Annotated in this window: 14 protein-coding genes and 1 tRNA gene; 3 read left to right on the top strand and 12 right to left on the bottom strand. The window is 67.2% G+C overall.

What is annotated here, in order from left to right:
- Positions 1 to 275 precede the first annotated feature (275 nt).
- The gene (locus L1787_RS24685; RefSeq protein ID WP_235711760.1) at positions 276 to 6941 is read left to right on the top strand and encodes an autotransporter outer membrane beta-barrel domain-containing protein; all 6666 of its coding nucleotides are present in this window, start codon (positions 276 to 278) and stop codon (positions 6939 to 6941) included.
- A 363-nt stretch (positions 6942 to 7304) separates the two neighbouring features.
- Here the strand turns inward: L1787_RS24685 and L1787_RS24680 are convergent.
- A tRNA-Gln gene (locus L1787_RS24680) sits at positions 7305 to 7379 on the bottom strand.
- Positions 7380 to 7477: 98 nt separating this feature from the next.
- On the opposite strand from L1787_RS24680, the gene L1787_RS24675 reads away from it, so the two are divergent.
- On the top strand, positions 7478 to 8281 hold the full coding sequence (locus L1787_RS24675) for an alpha/beta fold hydrolase (protein WP_235711759.1): 804 nt from the start codon (positions 7478 to 7480) through the stop codon (positions 8279 to 8281).
- Positions 8282 to 8326: 45 nt separating this feature from the next.
- On the opposite strand, the gene L1787_RS24670 is transcribed toward L1787_RS24675, so the two are convergent.
- Together L1787_RS24670 and L1787_RS24665 are read right to left on the bottom strand one after the other, a co-directional pair.
- Positions 8327 to 9256 (bottom strand): carbohydrate kinase family protein, encoded by a 930-nt coding sequence (locus L1787_RS24670; protein ID WP_235711758.1) that lies wholly within the window; start codon positions 9254 to 9256, stop codon positions 8327 to 8329.
- A gap of 15 nt (positions 9257 to 9271) precedes the next feature.
- Positions 9272 to 9595 (bottom strand): DUF2853 family protein, encoded by a 324-nt coding sequence (locus L1787_RS24665; protein ID WP_235711757.1) that lies wholly within the window; start codon positions 9593 to 9595, stop codon positions 9272 to 9274.
- Positions 9596 to 9779: 184 nt separating this feature from the next.
- Between L1787_RS24665 and L1787_RS24660 the strand changes: the two genes are divergently transcribed.
- Complete coding sequence (locus L1787_RS24660) at positions 9780 to 11087, top strand: TAXI family TRAP transporter solute-binding subunit (RefSeq protein WP_235711756.1); 1308 nt, start codon at positions 9780 to 9782, stop codon at positions 11085 to 11087.
- 33 nt (positions 11088 to 11120) lie between these two features.
- On the opposite strand, the gene nikE is transcribed toward L1787_RS24660, so the two are convergent.
- From nikE to glgX, 9 genes are all read right to left on the bottom strand, one after another.
- Entirely contained in the window at positions 11121 to 12650 is a 1530-nt protein-coding gene (nikE, locus tag L1787_RS24655; protein WP_235711755.1) for a nickel ABC transporter ATP-binding protein NikE, read from the bottom strand.
- On the bottom strand, positions 12650 to 13459 hold the full coding sequence (locus L1787_RS24650) for an ABC transporter permease (RefSeq protein ID WP_235711754.1): 810 nt from the start codon (positions 13457 to 13459) through the stop codon (positions 12650 to 12652). The genes nikE and L1787_RS24650 overlap by 1 nt, the downstream gene beginning before the upstream one ends.
- Positions 13456 to 14403, bottom strand: a complete 948-nt coding sequence (locus L1787_RS24645) for an ABC transporter permease (protein WP_235711753.1) — start codon at positions 14401 to 14403, stop codon at positions 13456 to 13458. Before L1787_RS24645 ends, L1787_RS24650 begins: the two co-directional genes overlap by 4 nt.
- Complete coding sequence (locus L1787_RS24640) at positions 14400 to 15878, bottom strand: ABC transporter substrate-binding protein (protein WP_439648315.1); 1479 nt, start codon at positions 15876 to 15878, stop codon at positions 14400 to 14402. The genes L1787_RS24645 and L1787_RS24640 overlap by 4 nt, the downstream gene beginning before the upstream one ends.
- A gap of 358 nt (positions 15879 to 16236) precedes the next feature.
- On the bottom strand, positions 16237 to 17418 hold the full coding sequence (locus L1787_RS24635; RefSeq protein ID WP_235711751.1) for a porin: 1182 nt from the start codon (positions 17416 to 17418) through the stop codon (positions 16237 to 16239).
- Between the two features lie 430 nt (positions 17419 to 17848).
- The gene (treY, locus tag L1787_RS24630; RefSeq protein WP_235711750.1) at positions 17849 to 20233 is read right to left on the bottom strand and encodes a malto-oligosyltrehalose synthase; all 2385 of its coding nucleotides are present in this window, start codon (positions 20231 to 20233) and stop codon (positions 17849 to 17851) included.
- Positions 20230 to 22002 carry a 4-alpha-glucanotransferase gene (gene malQ, locus L1787_RS24625; RefSeq protein ID WP_235711749.1) on the bottom strand — a complete coding sequence of 591 codons (1773 nt, stop codon included), beginning with the start codon at positions 22000 to 22002 and terminating at the stop codon, positions 20230 to 20232. The genes treY and malQ overlap by 4 nt, the downstream gene beginning before the upstream one ends.
- Complete coding sequence (gene treZ / locus L1787_RS24620; protein ID WP_235711748.1) at positions 21999 to 23795, bottom strand: malto-oligosyltrehalose trehalohydrolase; 1797 nt, start codon at positions 23793 to 23795, stop codon at positions 21999 to 22001. The genes malQ and treZ overlap by 4 nt, the downstream gene beginning before the upstream one ends.
- Before the next feature lie 350 nt (positions 23796 to 24145).
- Positions 24146 to 26224, bottom strand: coding sequence for a glycogen debranching protein GlgX (glgX, locus tag L1787_RS24615; RefSeq protein WP_235711747.1), 2079 nt, complete (start codon positions 26222 to 26224; stop codon positions 24146 to 24148).

Raw genomic sequence — 26224 nt, 5'->3', positions numbered from 1 at the left:
CGACGGCGCTCAAATAGGGCGATCATGTGGCGCGGCCTATCGTTTGGGGATTGACCCTCTTGCCGCCGATCGCCTCAGATCGTCTGTGGACGATCGTGTTCTTTGCGCGTGTCTTCCCTTCCCGATGACCATGGGCCGAGGCGATCGGCCGGATGTTGGAGACACTCCGCATGGCGCGAAAGCTCCGTTCTTTTTCCGTCGCAAATTCTGCAAAAAAGCGACAAAACGGAGGCGACGCCCCAGCGCCAAGCGAGGTCTCGAAGCGCCAGCGTCGGGTGACGGTCCGGCGGGTCGCCTCGTCGTTGCTCTTCCAATCGACCGCGCTTGCCGGAGCCCTCGCGGGCTTGCCGGTCTATTCCCGCGCGTACGCGCAAGCCTCGTGCAGCCCGTCGGTGACGAGTTACACCATCGATGGCTCGCAAGACTTCGACGCGGCCGATATCGACTCGATGCGGACGGCGTCGAAGCAGACCTTCACCTGCACCATCGAGTCGTCAGGCACGATCGACGCGCCGCAATACGCCTATGGCGGCGCGTATGCGTACTATCAGAACCTGCCGACGGAAGACCTCTATCTCAACGACGGCAACTATACCCCCTCCAAGAAAGGGTCATTCTTCGGCTGGAACGGGCTCAACGTCACGATCACGAACAACGCTGAGATCCAGGTGGGATCCAGCGCATCAACGACGTCGATCATTCAGAACAACTCGCATTCTGACGACCTCCTGTTCCAGAAATCGACCCAATATAACGCGCTCTCCGTCTACTCGCGCGGCTCGATGGCTCTCGGCTCCAATGAGGCGTACAGCCAGAGCGAGGGCGGTTATCTCCCCAACCCGGCGGGATCCGGCGGGGCGATCACGATCACCAACACCGCGTCGGTGTCGAGCAGCATCGGCGCCGGAATCTATGCCCTGTCGAGCGGCGGCCTCCAGGTCGACGGCGGCAAGAACGGCGTCGGCGGCGCCGTCACCATCACGACGAGCGGCGACGTCTCCGGCGCCAAGGGCGGCATCCTCGCGGTGAGCCGCGGCGGCATGTCGACGATCCAGTACCCCAATGGCGGCAAGGAAAGAGCCGGCAATGGCGGGACGACCTCGATCACGATAACGGGCTCGGCCAACGTCTCGGCGACGTCGACGGGACCGGCCGTGTTCGCCGCGTCCTATGGCGGCAACGCGCTCTATCAGGCGAACACCTTCGGCCAATATGTCTATGGCGGCGAAGGCGGCAAAGGCGGCGACGCGACCGTTTATCTCGGCTCCAAAACGGCGGCAATGACGGGGACGATCTCCACCGCCGGCGTCGGCACGAATGTCGGACCGCAACAGGTGATCCGGAAGACCGGGGCCGCGGTCGCCGCCGTCAGCGTCGGCGGCACGGGCGTCTATGTCGGCACGTGGATCGCCAGCGGCGGGGCCGGCGGCAAGGCGGCGGTGCTCGCCTACGGCTCCTCCGATACCCTCCTCAAGACGACGGGCGACGATTCGTCGGTCGTCCTCGCCCAATCCGTCGGCGGCGCGGCACAGGTCGCCTCATACAACGACCAAGGCCTGTCCGGGGGCGATGCGGGCACCGCGACGGTCACGATGTCCGGCGGTGGCTCGATCGAAAGCGCCGGCACGCGCTCGATCGGCATCCTAGCCCAATCCCTCGGCGGCGCCGGACGAAACGACGACATCTACGTCCAAGCCTACGGCTCTGCCGGCAAGGGCGGGACCGTCTACGTCACGAGTGATTTCAACATCACCAATACCGGCGATTATGCGCACGGCATCGTCGCCCAGTCGGCGGCCGCGTCGCTGGCGACGGCCGTCTACGACAATGCCGGTGACAGCGCGATCGTCTGGGGCGACACCAACGACACGGCGACGGGCAGCAGCAGCGTCACGGTGACCAACACCGGGACGATCAACGTGTCCGGGACCGATGCGCACGGCATCGTCGCCCAATCGATCGGCGGCGGCGGCGGCATCCTCACCAATTCGGACGCGCTGAGCACCAACTCACTCGGCCTCGTCGATACGAGCGCGGCGCAGAGCATCGGCGGCCTTGCGACGGCGAACGGCGACGCCGTGACGGTGACGAATCACGGCGCCATCACGACGACCGGAAAGACCCCGACGGGCGCCGGCGCTTCGGCAAGCGGCTCCGGCGACGATTCGCTCGGCGGCGGCATCGCCATTCTCGCCCAGTCCATCGGCGGCGGCGGCGGGACGAGCATGGGCCAAGGCTCTGTCGGCGGGCTCGGCGGATCCGGTTCGGGCAGCATCGGCGGCAAGGTCACCGTCAACAACTACGCGACGCTCACCACCTATGGCGACGAAGGGCACGGCATTGTCGGCCAATCGATCGGCGGCGGCGGCGGTGCGGGCCGCAACGCCAAGGGTCTCTTTCACGCGGTCGGCGGCTCCGGCGGGCCCGGCGGCACGGGCGGCGCCATCGCGATCACGACGAACGGTTCGATCGCCACCTCGGGCAACTATGCCGCCGGCATCATCGCCCAATCGATCGGCGGTGGTGGCGGCGTCGGCGGCAAAGCGAGCGCGTGGGGCCTGTTCGTCGCGACGAGCGTCGGCGGCGCCGGTGGTGCGGGCGGCAACGGCGGGTCGACCTATGTCACGGGCGGCTCGTCGGCCACGATCAGCACGAAGGGCGACCACGGCTTCGGCATGCACGTCCAGTCGATCGGCGGCGGCGGCGGCACGGGCGGCGCCTCGAAGTCGAGCAGCGACGGGCTCGGCTTTTCCATCGCCATCGCGACCGGCGGCACAGGCGGTTCGGGCGGCCAAGGCGGCACCGCGAGCGCGACGCTCGAAGGCACCCTCACCACCGCCGGCAACGACGCGATCGGCATCCTCACCCAGTCGATCGGCGGCGGCGGTGGTGCGGGCGGTGCGGCGACCGCGAAAGCTGTGTCCGAGGGCCTCCCGGTCAACGAAGAGGGCACCGACACCGTCGCGATCAACGTCTCGATCGCCCACGGCGGCAATGGCGGCTCGGGCGGCGATGGCGCTCTGGCAGAAAGCCTCGTCGACCAGAACGCCGCGCTGACGACCGAAGGGGACGGCGCGACCGGCGTCCTCGTCCAGTCGGTCGGCGGCGGCGGCGGCGCCGGCGGCGACGCGACGGCGACGGCCGCCACCAAGGCGCTGTCCGACCTTTTCGGCGACGACGATGACGACAACGACGATGACGACAAAGCCACCGATGGTGACGACGAGACCAAGAATTACAGCCTGAACGTCACCCTCTCCTTCGGTGGCCAATCCGGCAAGGGCGGCAACGGCGGCGAAGCCTACGGTCATATCGAGGGCGCCGTCACGACGAAGGGCGATCTCGCCGACGGCCTCCTCGTCCAGTCGATCGGCGGCGGCGGCGGCGCCGGCGGCGCGGGCACCGGTTCGTCGAGCACCGCGAAGAACGCCGTATCGGTGGGCCTCAACCTCAATGTCGGCGCGAAAGGCGGTGTCGCCGGCGATGGCGGGCTGGCGCGAGGCGGCGTCAGCAGCACCGGCTCGATCGTCACCTCCGGCCATGGCTCACGCGGGCTGATGGTGCAGTCGATCGGCGGTGGCGGCGGCTCCGGTGGCGGCGGCACGGGGAACGATTCGGCCGACTGGGACGTCACCGTCGGCCTCGGCGGCGATGGCGGCGGCGGCGGCACCGGCGGGAACGCCTATGCCTGGAACTCCGGCACGATCGCCACCTCGGGCGATTTCTCCGACGGCATTCTCATCCAGTCGATCGGTGGCGGCGGCGGCGCCGCGGGCCTCGGCAAGTCGTCCGTCGTCTTTCAGTCGGAGAAGGACGACGACGACGACAACGACGCTGACGACAATGTCGACGAGGCGGCGCGCGCGCGCGTTCTCGCCAGCGACGATGATGACGACGACGACACCACCAGCCACACGATCACCATCGGCAATGGCGCCGGCGGCTCGGGCGGCAATGGCGGCAATATCTATGTCGGCACCGACGCGAGTGGCGCGACCATCCCGCTCGGCACCATCACCACGAAGGGCGCCTTCTCCCATGGCGTCCACGCCCAATCGATCGGCGGCGGCGGCGGCACCGGCGCGGTGTCGAAGTCATCCAGCGACAGCTCCTCGGATTCCAGCGACGATGACACGCCCGACGTCGCCCTGACGATCGGCGCCAATGGCGGCGACGGCGGCACGGGCGGCACCGTCACCGTCTATGGCGGTACGACCACCACATATGGCTTCGCCTCCACCGCGATCGTCGCCCAGTCGATCGGCGGCGGCGGCGGAACGGGCCTTTCCTCCGGCTTCGCGGTGCCGAAGGTGAAGCTCTCGCTCGGCTCCAAGAGCGTGAGTTCCGGCGGGGCGACAGGTGGAGCCGTCAACGTCACCATCGCGAGCGATCAGACACTGACGACCCATGGCGGCGATGCGCACGGTGTGCTCGCCCAGTCGATCGGCGCCGGCGGCGGCCTCGGCATCGTCGCGCTCGGCGCCGCGAAGGCGACCAACAACGATCAGGCGTCCGACGTCATCGACATCACGCTCGGCTCCAATTCGGACCAGAAGGCGCTCCACGATCTCGATGGCGGCGACGTGACGGTGACGCACAGCGGGGCGATCGCCACCAACGCCAGCCGCTCGATGGGCATCGTCGCGCAGTCGATCGCCGGCGGCGGCGGCTTCATCTCGGCCACCGCCGCAAACATCGACAACGTGTCGTTCGTCTCCGATCAGCAGCGCGGCGCGGGTTATGATGTCAACGTGAGCCTCACCTCGGGCTCGATCGTCACCTCTGGCGACGGGGCGGCGGGCGTGATCGCCCAGTCGATCGGCGGCGGCGGCGGCTTCGCCGCGGACCTCGCCCAGAAGCTCAACGCCTATTATGCGGACTATGAGGCGAACTATAAATATAGCGGCGGCGACGGGCGGCATTCCGGCGTCGTCACGGTGTCGGTCGACGCCAAGAGCTCGATCTCGACCTCGGGCCGATACGCCCACGGCATCATCGCTCAGTCGGTCGCCGGCAGCGGCGGCATCTTCGAGAAAAACGGTACGACCTATGCCGGCTCTCTCCACCGCAACGGGCCCAACAACGAGGCGGCCGTCAACGTCACCGTCGACGGATCGGTCGAGACCAAGTCGGCGTCGAGCTGGGCGGTCTGGACCCAGGTGCAAAACACCACCTCGACGATCACGATCGGCTCGACCGGCACCGTGAGCGGCTCGGTCGGGGCCGGCTATGGCGGCGCGATCTATGCGGCCACCGGCAAGGCCAACGGATCGACCACGATCGGCGTTTCGGGCACCCTCTCCGGCAACGTGATCGCCAAGAGCGGCACCGTCACCGTCAACGAAGGCGGCACGTTCATCACCGGCGATGTCGACGTCGCCACCCTCACCGTGATGGCGAGCGCCGCGGGCTCCGGCTCGATCGATGTCGGCGGAAAGGGCAACATCTTTCAGACTGAGATCGACGGCGATCTCACCGCCCAGTCCAGTAACGGCACCTATGCCGCGATGATCGCGAATTTCGACGTCGCGCTCGGGTTGGGCGGGACGGACAGCATCATCCTCAACGGCACCCTCTCGGGCGACTGGTCGGTCGGCATCAACGCGATGTACCTGGCGCCGAACTATAATTTCGACATCATCAAGCCGGCCACGATGGCGGACGGAGCGTCGGTAACGGTGCAGTCGTCCAAGGTCTTCACCATGGCGCCGGTCCAACAAGACCAATACGGCTGGCTCTATTCGTCGGTCTCATCCGCGAACTTTGCCGAGTCGGGAAACACATTCCTGCACAATCACCGGGAGGTCGCGAACGGCCTTCAGAATGCGTGGGACGCGCTGGCGCAGCGCGGCGGGACGAAGACCGGCGGCGTCGGGTCGTCCGCGCCGCCGATCATCACCCGGCCCGCCGATGGCGGCCCGCTGATCGGTGAGGTTTTCGCCCATTTCCACCAGGCGACCGACGAGACGTTCGAAGACATGCTCTCCTCGTTCGCTTCGCACACCGCGCTCGGCGGCGTCGCGCGCGCACCGATGAGCGCGGTCGCGACGGCGACGCGGCTGATGACCTGCGAGGGCTTCACCGAGGGCGCGTTCATCGGCGAGGGCGAGTGCGCCTGGATGGCGGGCACCGGCGCCACCGCGGAGCATGGCGGTTTCCAGCGCACCGACCCCGGCTTCACCGTCGACACCTACGGCTTCCAGGCCGGTGCGCAGGTCGCGCTCGCCGACTCCTGGTTCGTCGGCGGCACGATCGGCTACGAACGCGGCGACTATCGCGGCCACGGAACCGGCCAATCGCTCGACACCGACACGGGCTTCGCGGCCGTCTCGGTCAAGAAGGAGATCGGCTCCTTCCTCTTCGGCGCGGCGGTCGGCGGCGGCTACACCTGGGGTGACGGCCAGCGCACCGTGCTGCACGGCACCTCGGCCTATCGCGTCGATGGCAATCCCGATTCGAGCTACGTCTTCGGGCGGGTCCGCGGCGCCTACACCTACGCCTTCTCCGACTGGGGTTATCTCCGCCCCGCGATGGACCTCGACATCATCAACATCGACCAGAAGGACTACAACGAGACCGGCGCCGGCGCGCTCAATCTCATGGTCGACGGGCAGAACCAGACGCTGTTCGCCTTCACCCCTTCGCTCGAGCTCGGTGCGAAGGTGAACATCACCGAGGCCCTTCCGGCACGCCTCTTCGCAAATGCCGGCGTGACCTTCCTCAGCAACGACACCTTCACCTCGCACGCCCGCTTCGAGGGTGTGCCCACGATGGACGCCTTCAAGACGAAGACGTCGCTCGGCGACACGTTCGCGCGGTTGGGCGTCGGCATCGATATCGCCCCGACCGAGGGTTTCGAGATGAAGCTCCAATATGACGGCGCCTTCTCGGACGACGTTCAGTCGCACGGCGGTTCGCTGCGCCTCGGCTATCGGTTCTGACGCCGGCCGGCCTCGGGACCCTCACACCACGGACCGCGCTCCGGCGCGGTCCACGCGTCGAGCCGCCGCGGCGGTCGATGCCGGGGCCGATCGCGCGTGCCGCCCGGTATGGCGCGCCAATCCTGGGGGTGACGTCCGTCGCCTTTCGCAGACGGATCGCGCGCGACACGGGGCCCATTCCAACGATCCGCCTGTCTGGGCCGGGTCGTCGCCTCATGCGTCAACCCGGCACCGGCGATCGTCTCGATCATGCCGAGCCACGGCCACGGAGGGCTTGGGCGGGGCATTGATCGCGTGACGGCGGCTGCTAAAGAGGCGAAGGGGCGTTCGGCGCGCCCGTGAATGAGCCGCGCACTTGCCGGGTGGCTGGGGCGGCTGGATTCGAACCAGCGCATGGCGGTACCAAAAACCGCTGCCTTACCACTTGGCTACGCCCCAATCTGGAGGGTGATCTAGCCGGTTCGGGCGGCGACGGCAACCGTCTCGCCGCGTGTCGCGACACTCGATGCGCGGATGCGCGCGAAAGGCAATCCTTCATGTGGACAACGACCCGGATCGGCCCCTCCCCCGCCCTCGCGCTCGACGAGATGGGGCGCGGACCACTCGTCGTCTTTCTCCACGGCGTCGGCGGAAATCGGAGCAATTGGCACGATAATCTGCCCGCCTTCGCCGCGTACTTCCACGCCGTCGCCTGGGATGCGCGGGGCTATGGGGGAAGCGAGGATCCCGCCGGCCCCGTCGCCTTCACCGACTATCGGGACGATCTGTTTCGGGTGCTCGATCATTTCGGCGCCGAACGCGCCCATCTCGTCGGGCTGTCGATGGGCGGGCGGATCGCGCTCGCCTTTCACGCCGCCGCGCCGGAGCGCGTTGCCTCGCTCACGTTGTGCGATACGCATCTGGGGTTCCGGCATCTTTCGGCCGAGGATCGGGCGAAGTTCATCGCCAAACGCGCCGAGCCGCTTCTCGCCGGTAAGACACCCGCCGATATCGCCCCGCGCCTCGCCCGCACGCTGATCGGCGATCCGGCGCACACGGAAGCCCTCGCCAAACTGGTCGCCTCGATGGAGGCCTTGCGGACCGCGCCCTATCTCGCCGCGATCCGAGCCTCGACGGAGGAGGATCTCGATCCGCTCGTCGAGGGCGTCGCGGTGCCGACCCTCGTGCTCGCGGGCGCGCTCGACAGGGTGACGCCGCCGAGCCTCGCGGAGGCGATCGTCGCGCGGATCGCCGGCGCGAAGCTCGCGATTATCGAAGACGCCGGGCATTTGTCCAATATCGAAGCGCCCGAGGCGTTCAATCGCGTGGTGCTCGCCTTCCTCGCCGAGATCGAAGGCTGACCCCGCGAGCCGGCCGGACCGCCACGCCGGCGCGTGATCGGCGGTTCATCCCGTCATCACCTCCGCCCGCCGGGGCAGATCGGCGCCGCGCCGGCTGCACGTGATGGCGGCCGCCGCACTCGCAAAATGCATCACGGCGAGGCCGTGCTCGGGCGCCATCGCGCCGAGCGCCGCGCGGGTGAGGAGACCGCGCTCGGCAAGGCCGGTCAGAAGCGCGGCGAGGAAACTGTCGCCCGCGCCGACCGTATCGACGAGATCGGTGGCATGGGCGGGGACATGGTGGTCGCCGGACGGCAGGACGAGGCGCGCCCCGCGGCCGCCCTCGGTGAGCACCACCATCCGCGTGCCGGCGGCAATCCAGCGGGCGGCGACGTCGAGCGCCGGCTCGGCATAGACGTCGCTCATGTCGTCGCTGCTGGCCTTGATGATGTCGGCATGGGCGGCGAAGGCTTCGACCCGCTCGCGCCAGACCCGCATATCGGGTTCGACCGTCGGCCGCACATTGGGATCGAGCACGACGAGGGGCCCGCCCTCCGCCTCGGCGGCCAGGGTGAGGAAACTGTTCCCGGTCGGCTTCGTGAGAAGCGAGAAGCAGCCGAAGACGAGCGCGTCGATCCCGTGGAGCGCGGGAAGATCGGCCGGCGTCACCTGCCGGTCGGCCGCACCCTCGCCGTAGAACTGGTAGCGCGCGCCCCCCGCCTCGTCGAGCGCGACGAGGGCGAGTGTCGTCGGCGCATCGGGCCGCTTCAGGTAATCGGTGACGACGCCCTCGCGCTGCAGCGATCGGACGAGCTTGTCACCCAGGGCGTCGGTGGAGATGCCGGTGAGGAGACCGACCGGCCGATCGAGCCGGGCGATCCCGACTGCGACGTTGAAGGCGGATCCACCGATCCGCCCATCGAGTGCGAAACCGCCGGGCGACTCTTCACCCACAAACACATCATAGAGCGCTTCGCCGCAGACGAGAATCGTCATCGTGTCATCGTCGCCTCAGCCGCGGAACTGATCGAGCTGGCCGTATTTCTCGGCAAGGAGATAGTAGAACGTCACGCGGCTTTTCTGGCGCGTGTCCTTCATCGCCTCGCAGACCTCCATCACGGCGTGGTCGAGCGTCGTATCGTCCTCGGTGCGGCCGAGCTTCTTTTTGAGGAAGCTGTCCCGAACGCGGTTGCGCTCTCCCTCGTCGGAGCAGGAAACCAACGCCGAATCGCGATTCTGCAACGCAATACCGAGGTGCCGCACGAGCCCGGCGACGCATGCCTCATCACAGTTGGACGTGTATTTGCGAACGTCTTGCGCGTAATCCGTGCTCATTGAGCGTTTCTCCCTATGGTCGTGGACACCACGACAACTTAAGGCGGACCGACAACCGCGACCACCACAACGCAACAAAATTACGCCACACCGGCCGACATCGTCTCTGAATGACTTGCTGATCGGTTCGCGATGCGGTCAGTCTCGTCCCTCACGTCGTCGCTCTATGCCCCCGGGAGCCGGAATGTCGTCCGCACGCCAAGTGCTCATCGCCACGATCGCCGCCATCGCCATCATCGCCGTCACCGCGGTCGCGATCTGGCAGATGGCCTCGGTCGGCAACGCGACCCTGCGCATCAGCGCGGGAACGCCGGGCGGCACGTATGACGCTTTCGCGGCCGCCTTGCGGGAGACGGTGGGGCGCGGCAACGTCATCAAGATCGAGCCGCGATCCTCCGCCGGGGCGAGCGAAAACGCGGAGCGTCTGGCCGCCGGAGAGGTCGAGCTCGGCCTCATCCAGAGCGACACGTCCGTCGCCACCGACACGCTGATCGTGGCGCGGCTTTTCCCGGAGGCGTTTCACCTGATCGCGCGGATCGATTCGGGCATCGAATCGGTCAACGATCTGCGCGGGCGCACGATCGGTCTCCTTCCCGAAGGCGCGGGATCGAACGCCCTGTTCGATCGTCTCCTCCAACATCATGAAATCGACCCGGACGAGGTGACCATCACCCATGGCGACCTGAAAACCCAGGCGCAAGCGATCCGCGACGGGTCGATCGACGCCTTCTTCATGGTGGTCGCCCTCGGCAACACGACGATGGAAGACATCATCAAGTCGACCCCGACCCAGCTCGTTCCGATCGAACAGGCCGAGGCGATGGCGATGTTCGACCCCGCCCTCAGCGCGAGCGTCGTGCCGGTCGGCGCCTATTCCGGCGAGCGACCCGTGCCGTCGACGCCGATCTCGATCGTCACGGTGCAGAGCCTCCTCGCCGTGCGCCGGGACGTTTCGGACGCGACGGTGGAGGCCCTGACGCGGGCGCTCTTTGAAAATCGGCAGGCGATGGTGCGCCTCCTGCCGCAAGCCGCCTTCTTCGACGCGCCGACCGACCAGGACCGGCTCGCCTTCGGCATCCACCCCGGCGCCGAGCTCTATTATCGGCAGGACGACCCGCTCTTCATCGTCGAATATGCCGAGCCCATGGCGCTCGGCGTGACGGCGCTCGCGCTGCTTTTGTCGGGCCTTTGGCAGGCGCGGATCTGGCTCTCCAACGCGCGTAAGAACCGCGCCGACCACTACAATCTCGAAATCGTCGACATTCTCGGCCGCCTCGAGCTCGCGGCCACGCACGAGGAGTTCGAGTCGATCCGCCGTCAGCTCTTCGAAATCTTCAAGAAGGTGATCGTCGATCTCGACAACGACCGGATCGAGGAAAAGTCACTCCTCTCCTTCTCCTTCGCCTGGCAGGTCGCGGCCTCGACGCTCAACCATCGCCAGCTCGTCGCGACCGGCGGCCCCGATCGAAAGCCGCCGCCCGGCACAGCCTGAAGCCCGCATCGACAACCGACGCCGCGCCCTTTTTCAGGCGAGCGCCTCCGCCTCGGCGACGAGAGCACGCGTCGCCGGATGACGGGGCGAGCCGAAAATCTGTGCCACGTCGCCCTCCTCCACGATCGCCCCGTCGTCCATCACGACGATACGGTCGGCGAGGAGACGGACGAGACCGAGATCATGCGCGATGAAGACGAGGCCGATGCCCGATTCGCGCGTCAGTCGATCGAGCAGCCGCACGATATCGGCCTTGATCGCGGCATCGAGGGCGGAGACCGCCTCGTCGGCGACCAGGATCTCCGGTTCGGCGATCAGCGCGCGGGCGATGGCGATTCGCTGGCGCTGGCCGCCGGAAAATGCGTGCGGCTTGCGCCAGAGAGCGTCTTCGCCGAGCCCCACCGCAGCGAGCGCGGCAGTGGCGCGCCGGGTCTTTTCGCGGCGGGAAAGGCCCGAGCGGTAAAGCGGTTCGGTCACGATCCGCCGGACCGAGTGGCGGGGGTTGAAGCTCGTCGCCGGGTCCTGGAACACCAAGCGTGCGGTCTGCCGCAAGCGCGGCTCGTCCGGCCGGACGACCGGGGTGCCGTGGACGGATACGGTGCCGGTCCGCGGAAGAAGACCGAGAACGGCGCGCATCAACGTGGTCTTGCCCGAGCCCGATCCGCCGACGAGCGCGAGCCGTTCCCCCGCCGCGATCGCGATCGAGGCGTCGCGGACCGTGGCGCGCGCGCCCCGCATGACCGTGACCCCTTCGGCCGACAGGACGTGCGGCGCCGCGTCCGCACGGACCTCGGGATGCGGCGGAAGGACGAGGCGCGCGGCGGCGACGAGGCGTTGGCCGGCCTCGCTCTTCGGCGCCTTTAAGAACGCGGCGGTCGCCCCCTCCTCCACCACGCGCCCGGCGTCCATCACGGCGATGCGTTCGGCGCGGCGGGCGACGGCGAGATCATGCGTGATGAGGATGAGCCCCGCCCCCTCCTCCGCGGTGAGGCGGACGAGAAGGTCGAGAACGACGGCGGCGGAGACGGAATCGAGCGCGCTCGTCGGCTCGTCGGCGATGACGAGACGGGGCGACAAAGCAAGCGCGATCGCAACCGCGACACGCTGGCGCTGGCCGCCGGAGAGCTGGTGCGGGAAACGCTCCGGTCCGACACCGACCGCGCGAAGTCCGGTCCGTTCGAGGAGCGCCGCCACCCTCTCCCGCCGCGCGGTGCGGTTGAGGTCGGTGTGAATCCGCAGCGGTTCCTCGATCTGGGTGCCGATGCGCATCGCCGGATTGAGCGCCGTCGCGGGCTCCTGGAAAATCATCGCGATATCGCGGCCGCGCAATGGCGCGAGGTCCGCCTCCGACATCGTCAGGAGATCGCGGCCATCGAGGGCAACGCGGCCCCCATAGGTGAGACCAGCAGGCGGCAGCGCGAGACTCGCCCGCGCCGTCAAGGACTTGCCGGAGCCGGACGCGCCCACGATCGCGAGACGCTCGCCCGCGCCGAGCCTCAATGAGACGCCGGAAAGAAGCGGCGTTCGCCCGGCATGGGCGGTGAGGGCATCGACCGTCAGCATCACGCGACCCTGACGCGCTGAAAGCGCGGATCGAGACGGCGGCGAAGCGCTTCGCCGAGCGTCGTGACGGTGAGCACCGCGACGGCGATCGCAAGGCCCGGCCAGACCGCCAGTTGCGGCGCGAGGGCGACCAGCGTCTGCGCTTCGTTGAGCATCCGCCCCCACGAGACCGACGGCGGCTGCGCCCCGAGGCCGACATAGCTGAGCCCGGCCTCGGCGAGGATCGCGATCGCGAACTGGGTCGTCGCCTGGGTGAGGATGATCGGCGCAATGTTCGGCGCAACATGCTCGAGCGCGATTCGCACCTTGCCCTTCCCCGACAGCCGCGCCGCGTCGATGAAGTCGAGCGCCAGAATGCGCCTTGCGCTCGATGCGGTGAGGCGCGCGAAGACCGGGATATTGAAGACGCCGATCGCGAACACTGCGTTCATCGCGCCCGGCCCGAACGAGGTCGTCAGAATGACGGCGACGATGAGGGCGGGAAAGGCGAAGATAATGTCGTTCACCCGCATCACCAGCGCGCCGGCGATCCCGTCGGACGCCGCGGCGAGGAGGCCGAGCGGGGCACCGAACGCGACGCCGATGGCGATCGCCGCCGCCGCGACGCCGAGCGAGGTGCGCGCCCCGACCATCAACATCGACAGGAGATCGCGGCCATATTGGTCGGTCCCGAGGGGATGGGCGAGCGAGGGACCGGCGAAGCGATTCGCGATCGCCATCGTGTCGACCGGATAAGGCGTCCACCAGATCGCGAGGATCGCCCCCACCGCGAAGACGCACAGAACCGAAAGCGCGAGCGCCGTTCTCATGCCGTCGCGGCCGTCCGTTGACGCGGATTGATCCACGCGGCGAGCCCATCGCAGAGCGCGTTGACGATCACGACGGTCGCGACGAGCACGAGGACGACGCCCGCGACGACCATCAGATCGCGCTGATTGACCGCCTGGAAGAGGAGCCGCCCGAGCCCCGGCAGCGAGAACACCGTCTCGATCACCACCGCCCCGGAGACCAAAAATCCGAACTGAAGCCCGACGATGGTGAGGATCGGCGCCCATGCATTGGGCAGCGCGTGATAGAGGACCGCCGGTCCGAGTCGCCGCCCTTTCGCGCGGGCGAGCGTCACATAATCCTCGTCCATCGCCTCGACGACGCTGGTGCGCACGATACGGGTGAGAATCGCCGCCTGCGGCACCGCGAGCGCGATCGCCGGCATGATGAGCGCGCCGAATGCCCGCCCCACCCCCGAATCCCAGCCGGGAAACCCGCCGGCCGGGGCAAGCCCGAGGACGACGGCGAACACATAGATCAGCATCAGTCCGAGCCACATATTGGGGACGGACAGGCCGAAAAGGGCGAGCCCCATCGCGGCACGATCGGCACCTTTTCCGCGGCGAATCGCGGCGATCAGCCCGACCGGCAAGGCAATGCCCAGCGAGAGGGCGACGCCCATGATCGCGAGCGGCACCGTCACCACGGCGCGCTCCAGCATGAGATCAGTGACCGGCACGTCATAGGTGGCGCTGAGCCCGAAATCGCCCGTCAGCACACCCCCCAGCCAACTTGCAAACTGCACCGGCAGCGGCCTATCGAGCCCCATTTCAGTGCGCAGCGCCGCGATCGCGACCGGATCGGCGTTCATGCCCAGGAGCACCTCGGCCGGATCGCCGGGGAGAACCTGCATCGCAAGGAAGATCAAGAGGCTCGCCGCGAACAGTGTCGCGGCGAGTTGCAGAAGGCGCCTGAGCGCGTTCATTCCGTCCAGTAGACGCCCGTGACGTCGTTGGCCTGGATCGGCGAGTTCGTCCACAGACCGTGGAGGCGCTTGTCCCAGACCCCGTTTTTCGGAAGCTGGAAGAGGAAGACGTTGACGGCGTCCTCGGTGATCAGCCGCTGGGCTTCTTCGAGAAGCGGCGTGCGCTTGTCCGGATCGGCCTCGACCGCGAGCGAGGCGATGATCTCGTCGAGGCGCGCATTCTCGACGTGGAAATAGTAGTCCGGCCGGGCATAGATGTTGATGTCGTTCGGCTCGGTGTGGGCGACGATCGTGAGATCGTAGTCCTTGCCGCGGAAGACGCGGGAGAGCCACTCGGCCCATTCGACTGGGATGAGTTCGGCCTCGATGCCGACGGCGCGGAGCTGCGCGGCGATGATCTCGCCCGAGCGGCGGGCATATTGGGTGGGCGGCAGCGTCAGCGTCGTCTTGAGATCGGAAACGCCGGCCTCCTCGAGGAGCGCGCGCGCCTTGTCCGGGTCGTACGGATAGACGTCGGTCAGATCGACATAGGCCTTGGCGTGCGGCGGAAAATGCGAGCCGATCGGCGTCGCGGTCCCGTACATCGCGCCTTCGACGAGGGCGTTGCGGTCGATCGCGTTCGACAGCGCGCGGCGGACGCGAACATCGTCGAACGGCGGCCGGGCGGCGTTGATCGCCATGATCGTCTCGCCTTCCGTCGTACCGATCGCGACAGTGAAGCGTTGGTCGGCCTCCAGAACGGGCAGCGATTCGGGCGCCGGGAAGCTCGGATAGGCCTGGACGTCGCCAGCGAGGAGTGACGCGAGGGCCACCGCGGGGTCGGTGATGAAGGCGAACTCGACCCGCGGAAGTTTCGCGGGCTCGCCCCAATAATCGTCATTGCGGACGAGAACCACGCGGTCGCCACGGCGCCAGCGCTCGAAGCGGAAGGGGCCGGTGCCGATCGGCGTCTGTTTGTTGGCCTCGGCGCTATCGGGATGGACCATCACCGCATCGCCCCAGCCGAGCGAATAGACGAGATCGCCATCCGGCTCCTTGAGCGTGAGGGTCAAGGTGGTCGGGTCGGTCGCCTCGACGGTGTCGATGGCGGTGAAGAGTTGCGGCTGAGCGTTTTCCGCCCCCTCCGCCCGCGCCCGATCGAGCGCGAATTTCGCGACCTCCGCGTCGAACGGGGCGCCGTCATGGAAGGTGACGCCCTCGCGCAGGTGGAAGACGACGGTCAACCCGTCGTCCGAGATGTCCCAATCGGTCGCGAGTGCCGGGGCGACGCTGCCATCTTCGGTGATGCGCGTGAGCCCTTCGAGGACATTGGCGTAGAGGATCTCGTCGATCGCTGCGGCGGCGCCGGCCGTCGGATCAAGGTGCGGCGGTTCGAGCCCCATGCCGATCACCAGCGGTCGATCAACAGTCTGAGCCTGTGCCGAGACGATTGCCGCGATTGAGAGAAAAAACGTGAAGAGGACGCGAAGAGCCATGAGTTCTGCCGATGGTCGGAGCCCAGGCGTCGGAGCAAAAGCGCAAGGAGAGCCGTTCGGTTCACCTTGAACATTCTTGCTCGCCAGCCAAACAAACGAGCGAATTTCGACGGCACACTTCGCTGAAGGACCGTCCGTGCCCTGCTTTAGCGTGAATGAACGGCTTCGACCAGCACCCCGAGGGGGCGGACGGGGGTCTTTCCTGACAGAAATGTCAGTCTCGCACTCTTGGGTTGCTCGATCGGGTGAGGACACCGGACCAGACGCAGAAACGCCGCCCCGGCGGACCGGGACGGCGTTTCAAAGAAAAAGCCCGGCGGTTGGACCGCCGGGCTCTCCATCCGAGAGAGTGGATGGATTAGAAGGTGCGCTGGGCGCGGAAGAAGGTGGACAGAGCCGAACCTTCGCCGAAGTCGTCGGTGTCGACGTACTTGAACTCGGCGCCAACACCCATGACGAAGCCGGACACCGGCGAGTAGCCGAGGAAGCCCTGAACGTCGAGGTTCGAGAAGTCGTAGCTGGTCTTCAGGACCTCATGCTGGTCGACCCACACGTAACCAACCTGACCGGCGAGCGAGATCGTCGGCGTGAAGGAGGTCGAGAAACCACCCGACACGTTGAAGGCTTCGACGAGCTCGAGGTCGCCCGCACCGGTCACGACACCGTCCGTAGCAGCCGGGCCAATGATCGTGGTGCCGACGTACTGGAGAGCACCGTGGGTGTAACCACCCTGGATACCGACCTGCGTGCCCGTACCGAACGGAACGTTGACGTTCACGCCAGCGCTGACGGCGAAGCCATACTCTTCGTCACCCGAGCGGAGCTCTTCGACGTAGTGACCGGCAGCCATAAGCTGAGCCGAACCCCAGCCCTGGTCGACGCGGATGTTACCCACGATGTCCGGAACACGGGAGCCCTGGTAGATGCCGTTGAAGATGCCCGAACGGCGCGACAGCGAGTCTTCAAGCGAGACCGACGCGGAGAAGCCGTTGCCGAACGCGAAGGTGTAAGCCAACACGTTGGTCGTGACGTCCGAGAGGTCGGCGTTGAAGAACTGAGCCGGCGTGTAGGACGCGTCCAGGAAGTCGTAGAAGGACTGCGTCCGACCGAAGGTCAGGCCACCGAACTGGATGAACGCACGGTTGAGGGTCGTGCTCAGGCCACCGCCGTACTCGCTGGTGAAGTACACTTCGGTGAAGGTACGGAGCAGACCGAACTCGGTGTTCGTGCGGCTATCCAGGTAGATGTAGGCACGAGCGCGGAAGCGGTAACCGTTGCCGCCGCGAACGTCGTAGGCATTACCGAGGATCTTGAAGTCGGAATCGTCGGTGTTGAAGAATGCGTTGTAGTCAGCGCGAATACGGCCGGCAACGCGAAGGCAGGTTTCGGTGCCCGGGATGTAGTAGAAGCCCGTTCCGAAAGCGTCGCAGATCCGCACATAGTCGACAGGCTCGACGACGACCGGAAGGTCCGCCGCCTGCGCCCCGGTCACCGCGAGAGCACCCGCAGCCGTGCCGAGGACAAGACGCTTGATGTTCATGTCTCGATCTCCAAAAAGGTTCACAACAGAAATCCTTCGACTTTCATTCCGGCGGTGACCCTCGGGCCGAAAGTCGCCGGATCTCTAACTCGATTTGAGAAGCCGCTGCGGCCCGCCCAAACCTGCGATCGGTTTGTCTCCGCCCCGTTCGTGAGGTGACATTGCGCACCGACCCCGCCCGCGGCAACGGAAAGCGTGCAAGCCACCCCCCTAAAGGCCCGCACTCCGTCTGCGATGTTGCATGGACAACACGTTTTCGGCCGTGACCGGGAGAAAACCGCCCGTTTGGGCAAGGAGTCGTTAGGATATCCGCGGGGCTAGTAGTCGGGGCATGTGGATAAAATTGCCCCCGTGCCTCGGGAGGAAACGCGGATTCGGGGTGTCGAGAGGCCCGTGATTCCCGGCGAGTCGGGACCGAGCGCCCGCGCCGTCACCAACTCGTCGCAAAAAGAACCGGAAACGCCGAAAGGTGCGGGCCGAGCGCCAGCGGCCCCGCGTCGATCGCCTCGCCGGTGATCCGGTTGCGCAGCGGCATACCGATGTCGAGGGCGAGATGGGCGATCGTCTCCTCACGCAAGGTGAGGGCTCCGGAGCCGAGCTGCTGGAAGGGCCGCGCGGGAACGACCATCAGCGCGACATCCCTCTCGTGCACACGCGCAAAGGCGAGCAGCGGATTGCCTCCCTCCCCGCCGACGAACGGAACGGCCTCAATTCGCCCGCCGGCGAAAAGGTCCGGCCGTTCGGCCCGCGCCGCGAGCGCTTCGAGGAGAACCCGCGCTTTGATGCGGCCGTCGGTCCAATCCGTCGTCAACGATCGAGTGTCGGCGGTCCTTGCGGCCTCGCACAAAGCCGCCTCGGCGGTGAAATCGACCGGACGACGATTGTCCGGGTCGACCATCGAGAAATCCCAATCGAACGTGCCCTGGTAGATGTCGGGCGCCGGACGCGCGGTCGCCTTGAGGAGGGCTTGGGAGAGACCGAGCACGGCCCCCGCGCGCGTCACCTCCGACAGGGGGGCGAGAAGCTCGCCATGCGATTCGGCCATCTGACGGGCCACCGCCTCGACCCGCGCCTCGAACGCGGCGTCGGTCCGTGTCCAGCTCGTCTCCTCCATCGCCTCGCGCACGGTCTTCAGCGCCGCCGCGGCGAATCGGTCAGGAAAGGCGGGGTCGTCGCCGAGCGGCGCGGAGCCGAACAGCATCTGTCCGAACGCCCACCGCCAACGCATCGAAACGTCCTGCGGCAATTGCGGCCAGACGACCTCCCAGAGCGACACGGCGACCGGATCGGACAGGGCATAGAGGCGCGCCCGCGCATCCTCGCCGCGTTTGGTGTCGTGGGTCTGGGTCGCGGCGAGACCGGGCGTATCGGCGACGCGCAGATAACGCTCCGAGCCGAGATGCGGGGCGAGATCGCCGCCCACCTCGTTGAGCGCGATCAGCCGGTGGTGGCGAAAGAACAGCGTGTCTTCCACCGCCTTCGCCATCAGCGGCCCTGTGACCTGCTGGAAGCGGCCCACGAACTCCCTGGCGAAATCGTCGTCGGCCGGCGCGATGAGGAGACCGATCAGGGCATCGAGGATCGCCGGGTCTTCGAGCCGCTCGGCCTTCGCCCCGACCGTGCGCGCCGTCGCGAGCACCTTGCGGTCAGCCGCGTTCGCCGCGCCGTCGATATAGGTCCGGTAGACGGGCATGCCCTCGGCGAGGGCGGCGAGCCCCTCGCGAATCGTGACCGGACCGAAATCGCGTGTCGACAAGTCCCGCGCGAGGAGGAGACGGGCAAGACCGGACAGACGCTCGAGCTCGCCGGCCAGGTTCCGGTTGATGATCTCGCGTTTGGCGCGGCGGGTGAGCCCGGCGACATCGTCGTCCGCGATCGCCGCATAGTCGGCGGCGAGCCGTTCGAGACCGTCACCGTCGACGAAGAGCGAGGCCATCGCCGCCATGAACTCGTAGCCGGTGGTGCCGACGACAGGCCAAGGCCGCAGCGCTTCGTCCGATTCGAGGATCTTTTCGACGAGGATCGGAACGCCGAGCCGCGCGGCGAGCCTGTCGAGATAGGCGCCCGGCGCCGCAAGCCCGTCGACATGGTCGACACGGACCGCCGTCACCGTCCCCTCCTCGACGAGGCGCTCGAGAAGGCGGTGGACGTCGTCGAACACCCTCTCGTCCTCGACGCGGACGCCGACGAGGCCCGTCACCTCGAAAAAGCGGCGGAAGCTGATCCCGTCTCGGCCGATGCGCCAATGGGCGAGCCGATAAGGCTGGGCCTCGTGGCATGCGTGAACGTCTTCGATCGACTCGGTGCCGGGACGGAGCGGCAAATCGTGCCCCGGAACGGCGAGGACCGGCCCCCAGTCGGGATGGTCGCGGCGCACGATGTCCCCGTCGGCGAGGGCGTCGCCATAAGGTTTTCCGAGAATCGGCAAGATCAGTTTGTCGGCCGTCCAGTCGATATCGAAGTGATTCGCGTATTGCGATTCGGCGCCATGCTGAACCACGTCCCGCCACCACGGATTCTCGGTCGAGGCGGCCATGTGGTTGGGCACGATATCGAGAAGTAGCCCGATACCGTGTTCGGCGAGGCTCGCGGCGAGCCGGTCGAAGGCCGCCGCCTCGCCGAGCACCGGGTCGAGCACGCGATGGTCGGTGACGTCGTAGCCGTGGGAGGAGCCTGAGGTCGCCGCAAACAAGGGCGAGGCGTAGAGATGGGTGATTCCTGCCCGTGCGAGATGGGGGACGATGGCGCGGGCCTCCTCGAAGCCGACGCCGTCGCGGAATTGTAGGCGGTAGGTTGCGCCGATACTGGCGGTCATGGGCCACGCTCTCGATGGACGGCGCGAAGCGTTCGGGCGAGACGCTCGGACCGGGCGATCGCCTCGACATCGAGCGGCAACGTATGGCGCCAGTTGGGATGCTCTCGGTCGGTGCCCGGAAGGTTCACGAGACGACGCCCGCCGACGACATCTTCGAGCCGCACAGCGAGAAGGCGGGACGCGGTGCGCGCGGCGACGCGATGGACGGCGACGACGATATCGTCGTCGAGCGGATCCTCGGCCCGGCGCGGCGGCAGGCCGGCGAGCGCGAGAATCGCCTGCTTCTCGCCGTGCCGCCAAGCGCGCTCATGGCGGGCGACGGCATCGTCGATCCGGCCGAGATCGAGGCGCAAGCCGATCTCGTCGCCGAGCCACCAGGCGGCGAGCGGAGCCATGTCATGCGTCGAAATGCAAGCGAGCGAGTCCTTCGGATAACGGGACGGTGCGATCATGCCGGCCGGGCCGCGCTCGAACGACAGAATGCGGGTCGAGAAGATGCGCCGCTTCGCCATCCGCTCGCGAAAGCCGGGCGGGACGACGCCGAGATCCTCGCCGATCGCGATCGCCCGATGAAGGTGCGTCGCGTCGACGACCTGATCGGTGAGGCCGGGCTGGCGCACATAGGCCCCGTCCGCCGCGATCGCCCCGTCGGGGATGAGGAACAGCCGTTCGAGCCCCATGGCATGGTCGATCCGCACGGCTCCCGCATGGCGCATCACTGCGGACATAACCGCCCGGTAGGGGGCAAAGTTCCGTGCAATCAGCTCGGTCGGGGAGAACGGGGCGAGGCCCCAATCCTGGCCGTCGAGCGAAAAGAGGTCGGGCGGTGCGCCGACGCGGACGCCCCGCATCGTGAGGCTCGGATCGCTCCATGTCGCGGCCCCGTCGGGCGCGGTGCCCACCGCGAGATCGAGATAAAGGCCGACCCGCATTCCGGCAGCGAGCGCGGCCTCTTGCGTGGTGCGAAGCTGATCGTCGGCGAGGAATTGGAGCCAGCGATGGAAGTCCACCTCCTCAGCGTGAGCCGCCGCGAAGGCGTGGACGGTGTCGCTCGACCGGTCGCGAAACGGCTCCGGCCATTCGAGCCAACCGGCCGTCCGCCCTTCGGCGCGCATCGCATGGGAAAGCGCCTCGAACAGGGCGAAATCGGCGAGCGTCTCCCCGCCATCCTCGGCGTGGGAGGCGGCCGCGGCGCGCGCTGCGTCGGAAATGTCGGCCTCACCTGCGCGCCAGCGCCGATGGATCGCCTTCAGGATCGCGAGCTTGGCGGCGGTCGCGCCCGTATAGTCGACCACCGTGTCGGCGGTGGGCACCGTCACCGCGTCGCGCATCTGGGGCCGATAGCCCGGCACGAGCTCGACCGCGATGATCAGCGGATTGAGAAAGCGCCGATCCGAAGGCGAAAAGGGCGAGGCGCGCTCCGGATCCGCCGTGAACAGCGCATGGAGCGGATTGAGGCCGACAAAGTCCGCCCCCGCTTCGGCAAAGCACGGCAGCAGCGCCATCAGATCGGCAAGGTCGCCGACGCCGAGATTGCGGGCCGATCGAAGCTGGTAGAGCTGAAGCGCGATGCCAAATGTGCGCGTTGCATCGAGCCAATGGGGGACGAAGGCGGGCCGCTCGTCGCTCGGCGGCGGCGCAGGGGCCGGGCCGAGCATTTCGGTGAGGGCGTGCTTGGTGAAGTCGGGAACCGGGGGCGCGTGTTCACCGGGCCGATCGAGGATGATCCCCGCGGCCCGCGCCGCCCGGTCGAGCGCCGACTCGGTCAAGCCGGCACCATGGTGACGATCACCGAATGAGGCGCCCGCGTCGCCGGATCGGCGAGCGCTCCGCCGGCGACCGCGGCGACCAGCGTTCCCTCCGGCCGCGCGCCGGCATCCTCGGTCGACAGGTTGATCGCCATCGTGAGCCGCGCCCCGTCGGCGAGCGTCCAGGCAACGTCGATGACGCCGTCCTCGGCACGCAACACCGTCCCCTGCCCCGGCTTGCTGCCGGACAGGCGCGGCACGATCGTCTCCATCCGGGCCTTGATCAGCGTCTTATAGAGGTCGAGCCATGCGGCGCCGGCCTCGGTCGCCGGCTTGTTCCAGTCGATGCGGGAGGATTCGAACGTCGACAGCGCGTTGGGGTCGGGAATGTCCTCGCGGGTGTCGGGATCGATGAAAGCGTCGAATTTCGAAAACTCGTTGCGCCGCCCTTTGCGAACGGCGGCCGCGAGCTCTCCGTCAAAGTCGGTGAAGAAGCAGAACGGATGCGTCTCGCCCCACTCCTCCCCCATCCACAAAAGCGGGATCTGCGGCGTGAGGAGAAGGACCGCCGTCAGCGCCACGACCACATCGTGCTCCGACAGGTCGATCAGCCGTTCGCCGAAGGCGCGATTGCCGACCTGGTCGTGGTTCTGGTTGAAGATCACGAAGGCGGTCAGCGGCTGGTTCGAGGTCAACTCGCCACGGGGCGTGTTGCCATGAATCTTCGAGGTCTCGCCCTGGAAGATGAAGCCCTCCGCGAGCGACCGACCGAGCTTGCGCCAATGGTCGGTGACGAAATCCATGTAATAGCCTTCGTTGTCCCCCGTCGCGATCGGATGAACGACGTTGTGATAGTCGTCGTTCCACTCGGCGGTGAAAAGCGCCGGGGCACCGTTCTCGTAGGGATGCAGGCTGACGATGTTGCGCTCGTCCTCGGTGCACAGATGCACCGGACGATCGAACGTCTCGCGGATGCGCCGGGCCATCTCCTCGAGGATCGGCACGTCCGACGGGTCGCGCACATGGTCGATCGCGTCGAACCGCAGACCGTCGAGATTGTATTCGGTGAGCCAGTAGAGCGGGTTCTCGACGAAATAGGAACGAACGGCCGGCTCGTCGAACGCGATTGCCGCGCCCCAGGGCGTGTGCCGATCGGCGTGGAAGAAGCCCGACGCATAGAGGCCGAGATAATTCCCGTCCGGCCCGAAGTGATTGTAGACGACGTCGAGAAACACCATCAGGCCGCGGGCATGGGCGGCGTCGACGAAGGCCTTGAACCCCTCCGGCCCGCCATAGGCGGTGTGCGGGGCGTAGAGGAGAACGCCGTCATAGCCCCAGCCCCGCGACCCGCCGAACTGGGCGAGCGGCATCACCTCGACCACCGTGATCCCGAGCGCGACGAGATGGTCGAGCTTTGCGATCGCCGCCTCGAAGGTGCCTTCGCTGGTGAAGGTGCCGACATGCAATTCGTAGATCACGGCCTCTTCCCAAGGCCGCCCCGCCCACGCCGTCGTCCAGCGATAGGCGGCGGGATCGACGAGGCGCGAGGCGCCGTGCACGTCGTCCATCTGCGCGCGAGCGGCGGGATCGGGCACCACTTGGCCGTTGTCGAGCACATAGGAATAGGCACCGCCGACCGGCACGCGATCGGTGACGAGTTCGTACCAGCCGCCGCCGACCCGTTGCATCGGCAGATCACCGGCCTCGGTGCGCAGCTTCAGCGTGGTTTCGTCAGGAGCCCAGAGGCGGAAGCAGGCGTTGCCGTCGGCGAGGACGTTCGCGCCCCAGGTGGTGGGAAATGCGGATTTCGTCACAGGATCTCTCGGCCTAGAGCCATTCCGGCAGGCGCTCGCCGGCCGGAACCCGTTGCTCGATTTCACATGATCAGACGGCCCCGGCCGCCGGCGCGCCGAGGATGGGGTCCATCCGGTGGTCCGACTCGAGTGGTGTCACTCGCCCCGGAAGTTACGCAAGGTCTCACACTGTCTCGCCGCGCCGGGCGCGACCGGCGCGCCGTTGCGAGGGCAGATCGGAACCACGCTTCGATCCCTCGAAGCTTGGCGCACGGCCTGCCCCCTCCGACCCACCTCTCATGGACGAGTGAAGCCTTGCCTGCCGGCAAGCGCAAGGGCCGCGCCGCCGCGAAAATGCGGCCCTGCCCTGCTCAGTCCTTGCGCGAGACGATCGCGAGCATCGAGCGGTTCGCGACCGCGAGCGGCGTCCCGATCTCCGGGGCTTCGAACGCCGTCTCCATCTGGCCATCGGCGGTGTTGAACAGGATGTGCCAAGGTCGCCCGGAGAGCTCTTCGGACAGGTGGAATTCGAGGTCCTCCGTCGAGCCGTTGAAGGCGACGATGATGCGGCTCGTCTCGTCGGCGAGAACCATCGCCACCGCCTTCGGATCGCCGTTCAGCCAATCCTCGGGGTTCATCTCGACGGCATCGGGCCGCAGCCAGCACACGTCCTTCGGCCCATCGGGCGCGAGCGGATCGCCGTGCAGGAAGCGCTGCTGGTGGAGAAGCGGCAGATCACGCCGCGCTTTGAGGACACCGGCGACGAAGCGCTGGAAGGTCCAGTCGCGCTCATCGTGATCGCCCCAGCTCAGCCAGCTCATCTCCGTGTCCTGGCAATAGGCGTTGTTGTTGCCGAACTGGGTGCGTCCGATCTCATCGCCCATCAGGAGCATCGGCGTGCCCTGCGAGACGAGCAGCGTCGCCATCAGATTGCGCCGCATCCGGTCACGCAGATCGAGGATCCCCGGATCGTCGGTCTCGCCCTCTGCGCCCCAGTTGGAGGAGCGGTTGTCCCCGTGCCCGTCGCGGTTTTCCTCGCCGTTCGCCTCGTTGTGCTTGTCGTTATAGCTGACGAGATCGGTGAGCGTGAAACCGTCATGAGCGGTAATGAAGTTCACCGAGGCCCAAGGTTTGCGCCCCGCATGGTCGAAGATGTCGGCCGAGGCGAGGAGGTTGTGGCCGAGCGCCGGCAGAAAACCCGGATCACCGCGCCAGAACGAGCGCGTGTCGTCGCGATAGCGCCCATTCCACTCCGCCCAGCCCGGCGGAAAGCGGCCGACCTGATACCCGTCCTGACCGAGATCCCACGGCTCGGCGACGAGCTTCACCTTGTTGAGAACCGGATCCTGCAACACGGCGTCGAGCCAGGCGGACGAAGGGTCGAAGCCGTTGCCTTCGCGCGACATCGACGGCGCGAGATCGAAGCGGAACCCGTCGACGCGGCAGACCTCGACCCAATAGCGCAGCGAATCCATGACGAGCTGCATCACCCGCGGATGGGCGACGTTCACCGTGTTCCCGGTGCCCGTGGTGTCGTGATAATAGCGCTTGTCGTCGGCGAGGACGTAGTAGCTCGCATTGTCGATGCCGCGGAACGACAGTGTCGGGCCGAGCTGGTTGCCCTCCGCGGTGTGGTTGTAGACGACATCGAGGATCACCTCGATCCCGGCTTCGTGCAGCCGTCGGACGAGATGTTTGAACTCGTGATGGTTCGGCCCGTACGACAGATAGCGCGCCGCCGGGGCGAAGAAATTCAGCGTGTTGTAGCCCCAATAATTCCGCAAATTCTTTTGCAGAAGATGCCGGTCGTCGACGAAATAGTGGATCGGCATCAGCTCGATCGTGGTGACGCCGAGCTTGACGAAATGATCGAGCACCTTCTGATCGGCGAGCCCGGCGAAGGTGCCGCGCCGATGCTCGGGAACGTCGGGGTGCATCGCCGTCGCGCCCTTGACGTGCGCCTCGTAGATCACCGTGTCGGCCCAGGGGACCGACGGGCGGACGTGATTGCCCCAGCTCGTCGCCTCGTCGACGACGATGCATTTCGGCATCGCCGGCCCCGAGTCGCGGCGATCGAATGACAGATCCTCGCGGCTCGAGCCGAGGCGGTAGCCGAACATCGAATCGTGCCAGCGCAGCTCGCCGCTGAGCGCCCGCGCGTAAGGATCGATCAGCAACTTGTTCGGATTGAAGCGATGGCCCGCTTCCGGCTCGTACGGGCCATGGACCCGGTAGCCGTATTTCTGACCGGGCCAGATGTCGGGAAAATAACCGTGCCAGACATCGTGCGTGTGCTCGGGAAGCGGAATGCGATCCGTCTCCCGCCGCCCCGAGGCGTCGTAAAGGCACAATTCGATCTTCGTGGCATTGGCCGAGAAGATCGCGAAATTTGTGCCGGATCCGTCCCAACTTGCGCCGAGTGGGCTCGGCGAACCGGGTTCAATGTGCAT

The sequence above is a fragment of the Acuticoccus kalidii genome (genome assembly GCF_021556395.1).
GTDB lineage: Bacteria > Pseudomonadota > Alphaproteobacteria > Rhizobiales > Amorphaceae > Acuticoccus > Acuticoccus kalidii.
Note: the sequence above shows the minus strand (reverse complement) of the source record. Positions and strands in the feature narration are given on the sequence as shown.

Bases quoted from the DNA above. Each gene is read 5' to 3' on its own strand.
- L1787_RS24675 (WP_235711759.1), top strand. From the start codon at position 7,478: ATGTGGACAACGACCCGGATCGGCCCCTCCCCCGCCCTCGCGCTCGAC.
- L1787_RS24670 (WP_235711758.1), bottom strand. From the start codon at position 9,256: ATGACGATTCTCGTCTGCGGCGAAGCGCTCTATGATGTGTTTGTGGGT.
- L1787_RS24665 (WP_235711757.1), bottom strand. From the start codon at position 9,595: ATGAGCACGGATTACGCGCAAGACGTTCGCAAATACACGTCCAACTGT.
- L1787_RS24660 (WP_235711756.1), top strand. From the start codon at position 9,780: ATGTCGTCCGCACGCCAAGTGCTCATCGCCACGATCGCCGCCATCGCC.
- nikE (WP_235711755.1), bottom strand. From the start codon at position 12,650: ATGCTGACGGTCGATGCCCTCACCGCCCATGCCGGGCGAACGCCGCTT.
- L1787_RS24650 (WP_235711754.1), bottom strand. From the start codon at position 13,459: ATGAGAACGGCGCTCGCGCTTTCGGTTCTGTGCGTCTTCGCGGTGGGG.
- L1787_RS24645 (WP_235711753.1), bottom strand. From the start codon at position 14,403: ATGAACGCGCTCAGGCGCCTTCTGCAACTCGCCGCGACACTGTTCGCG.
- L1787_RS24640 (WP_439648315.1), bottom strand. From the start codon at position 15,878: ATGGCTCTTCGCGTCCTCTTCACGTTTTTTCTCTCAATCGCGGCAATC.
- L1787_RS24635 (WP_235711751.1), bottom strand. From the start codon at position 17,418: ATGAACATCAAGCGTCTTGTCCTCGGCACGGCTGCGGGTGCTCTCGCG.
- treY (WP_235711750.1), bottom strand. From the start codon at position 20,233: ATGACCGCCAGTATCGGCGCAACCTACCGCCTACAATTCCGCGACGGC.
- glgX (WP_235711747.1), bottom strand. From the start codon at position 26,224: ATGCACATTGAACCCGGTTCGCCGAGCCCACTCGGCGCAAGTTGGGAC.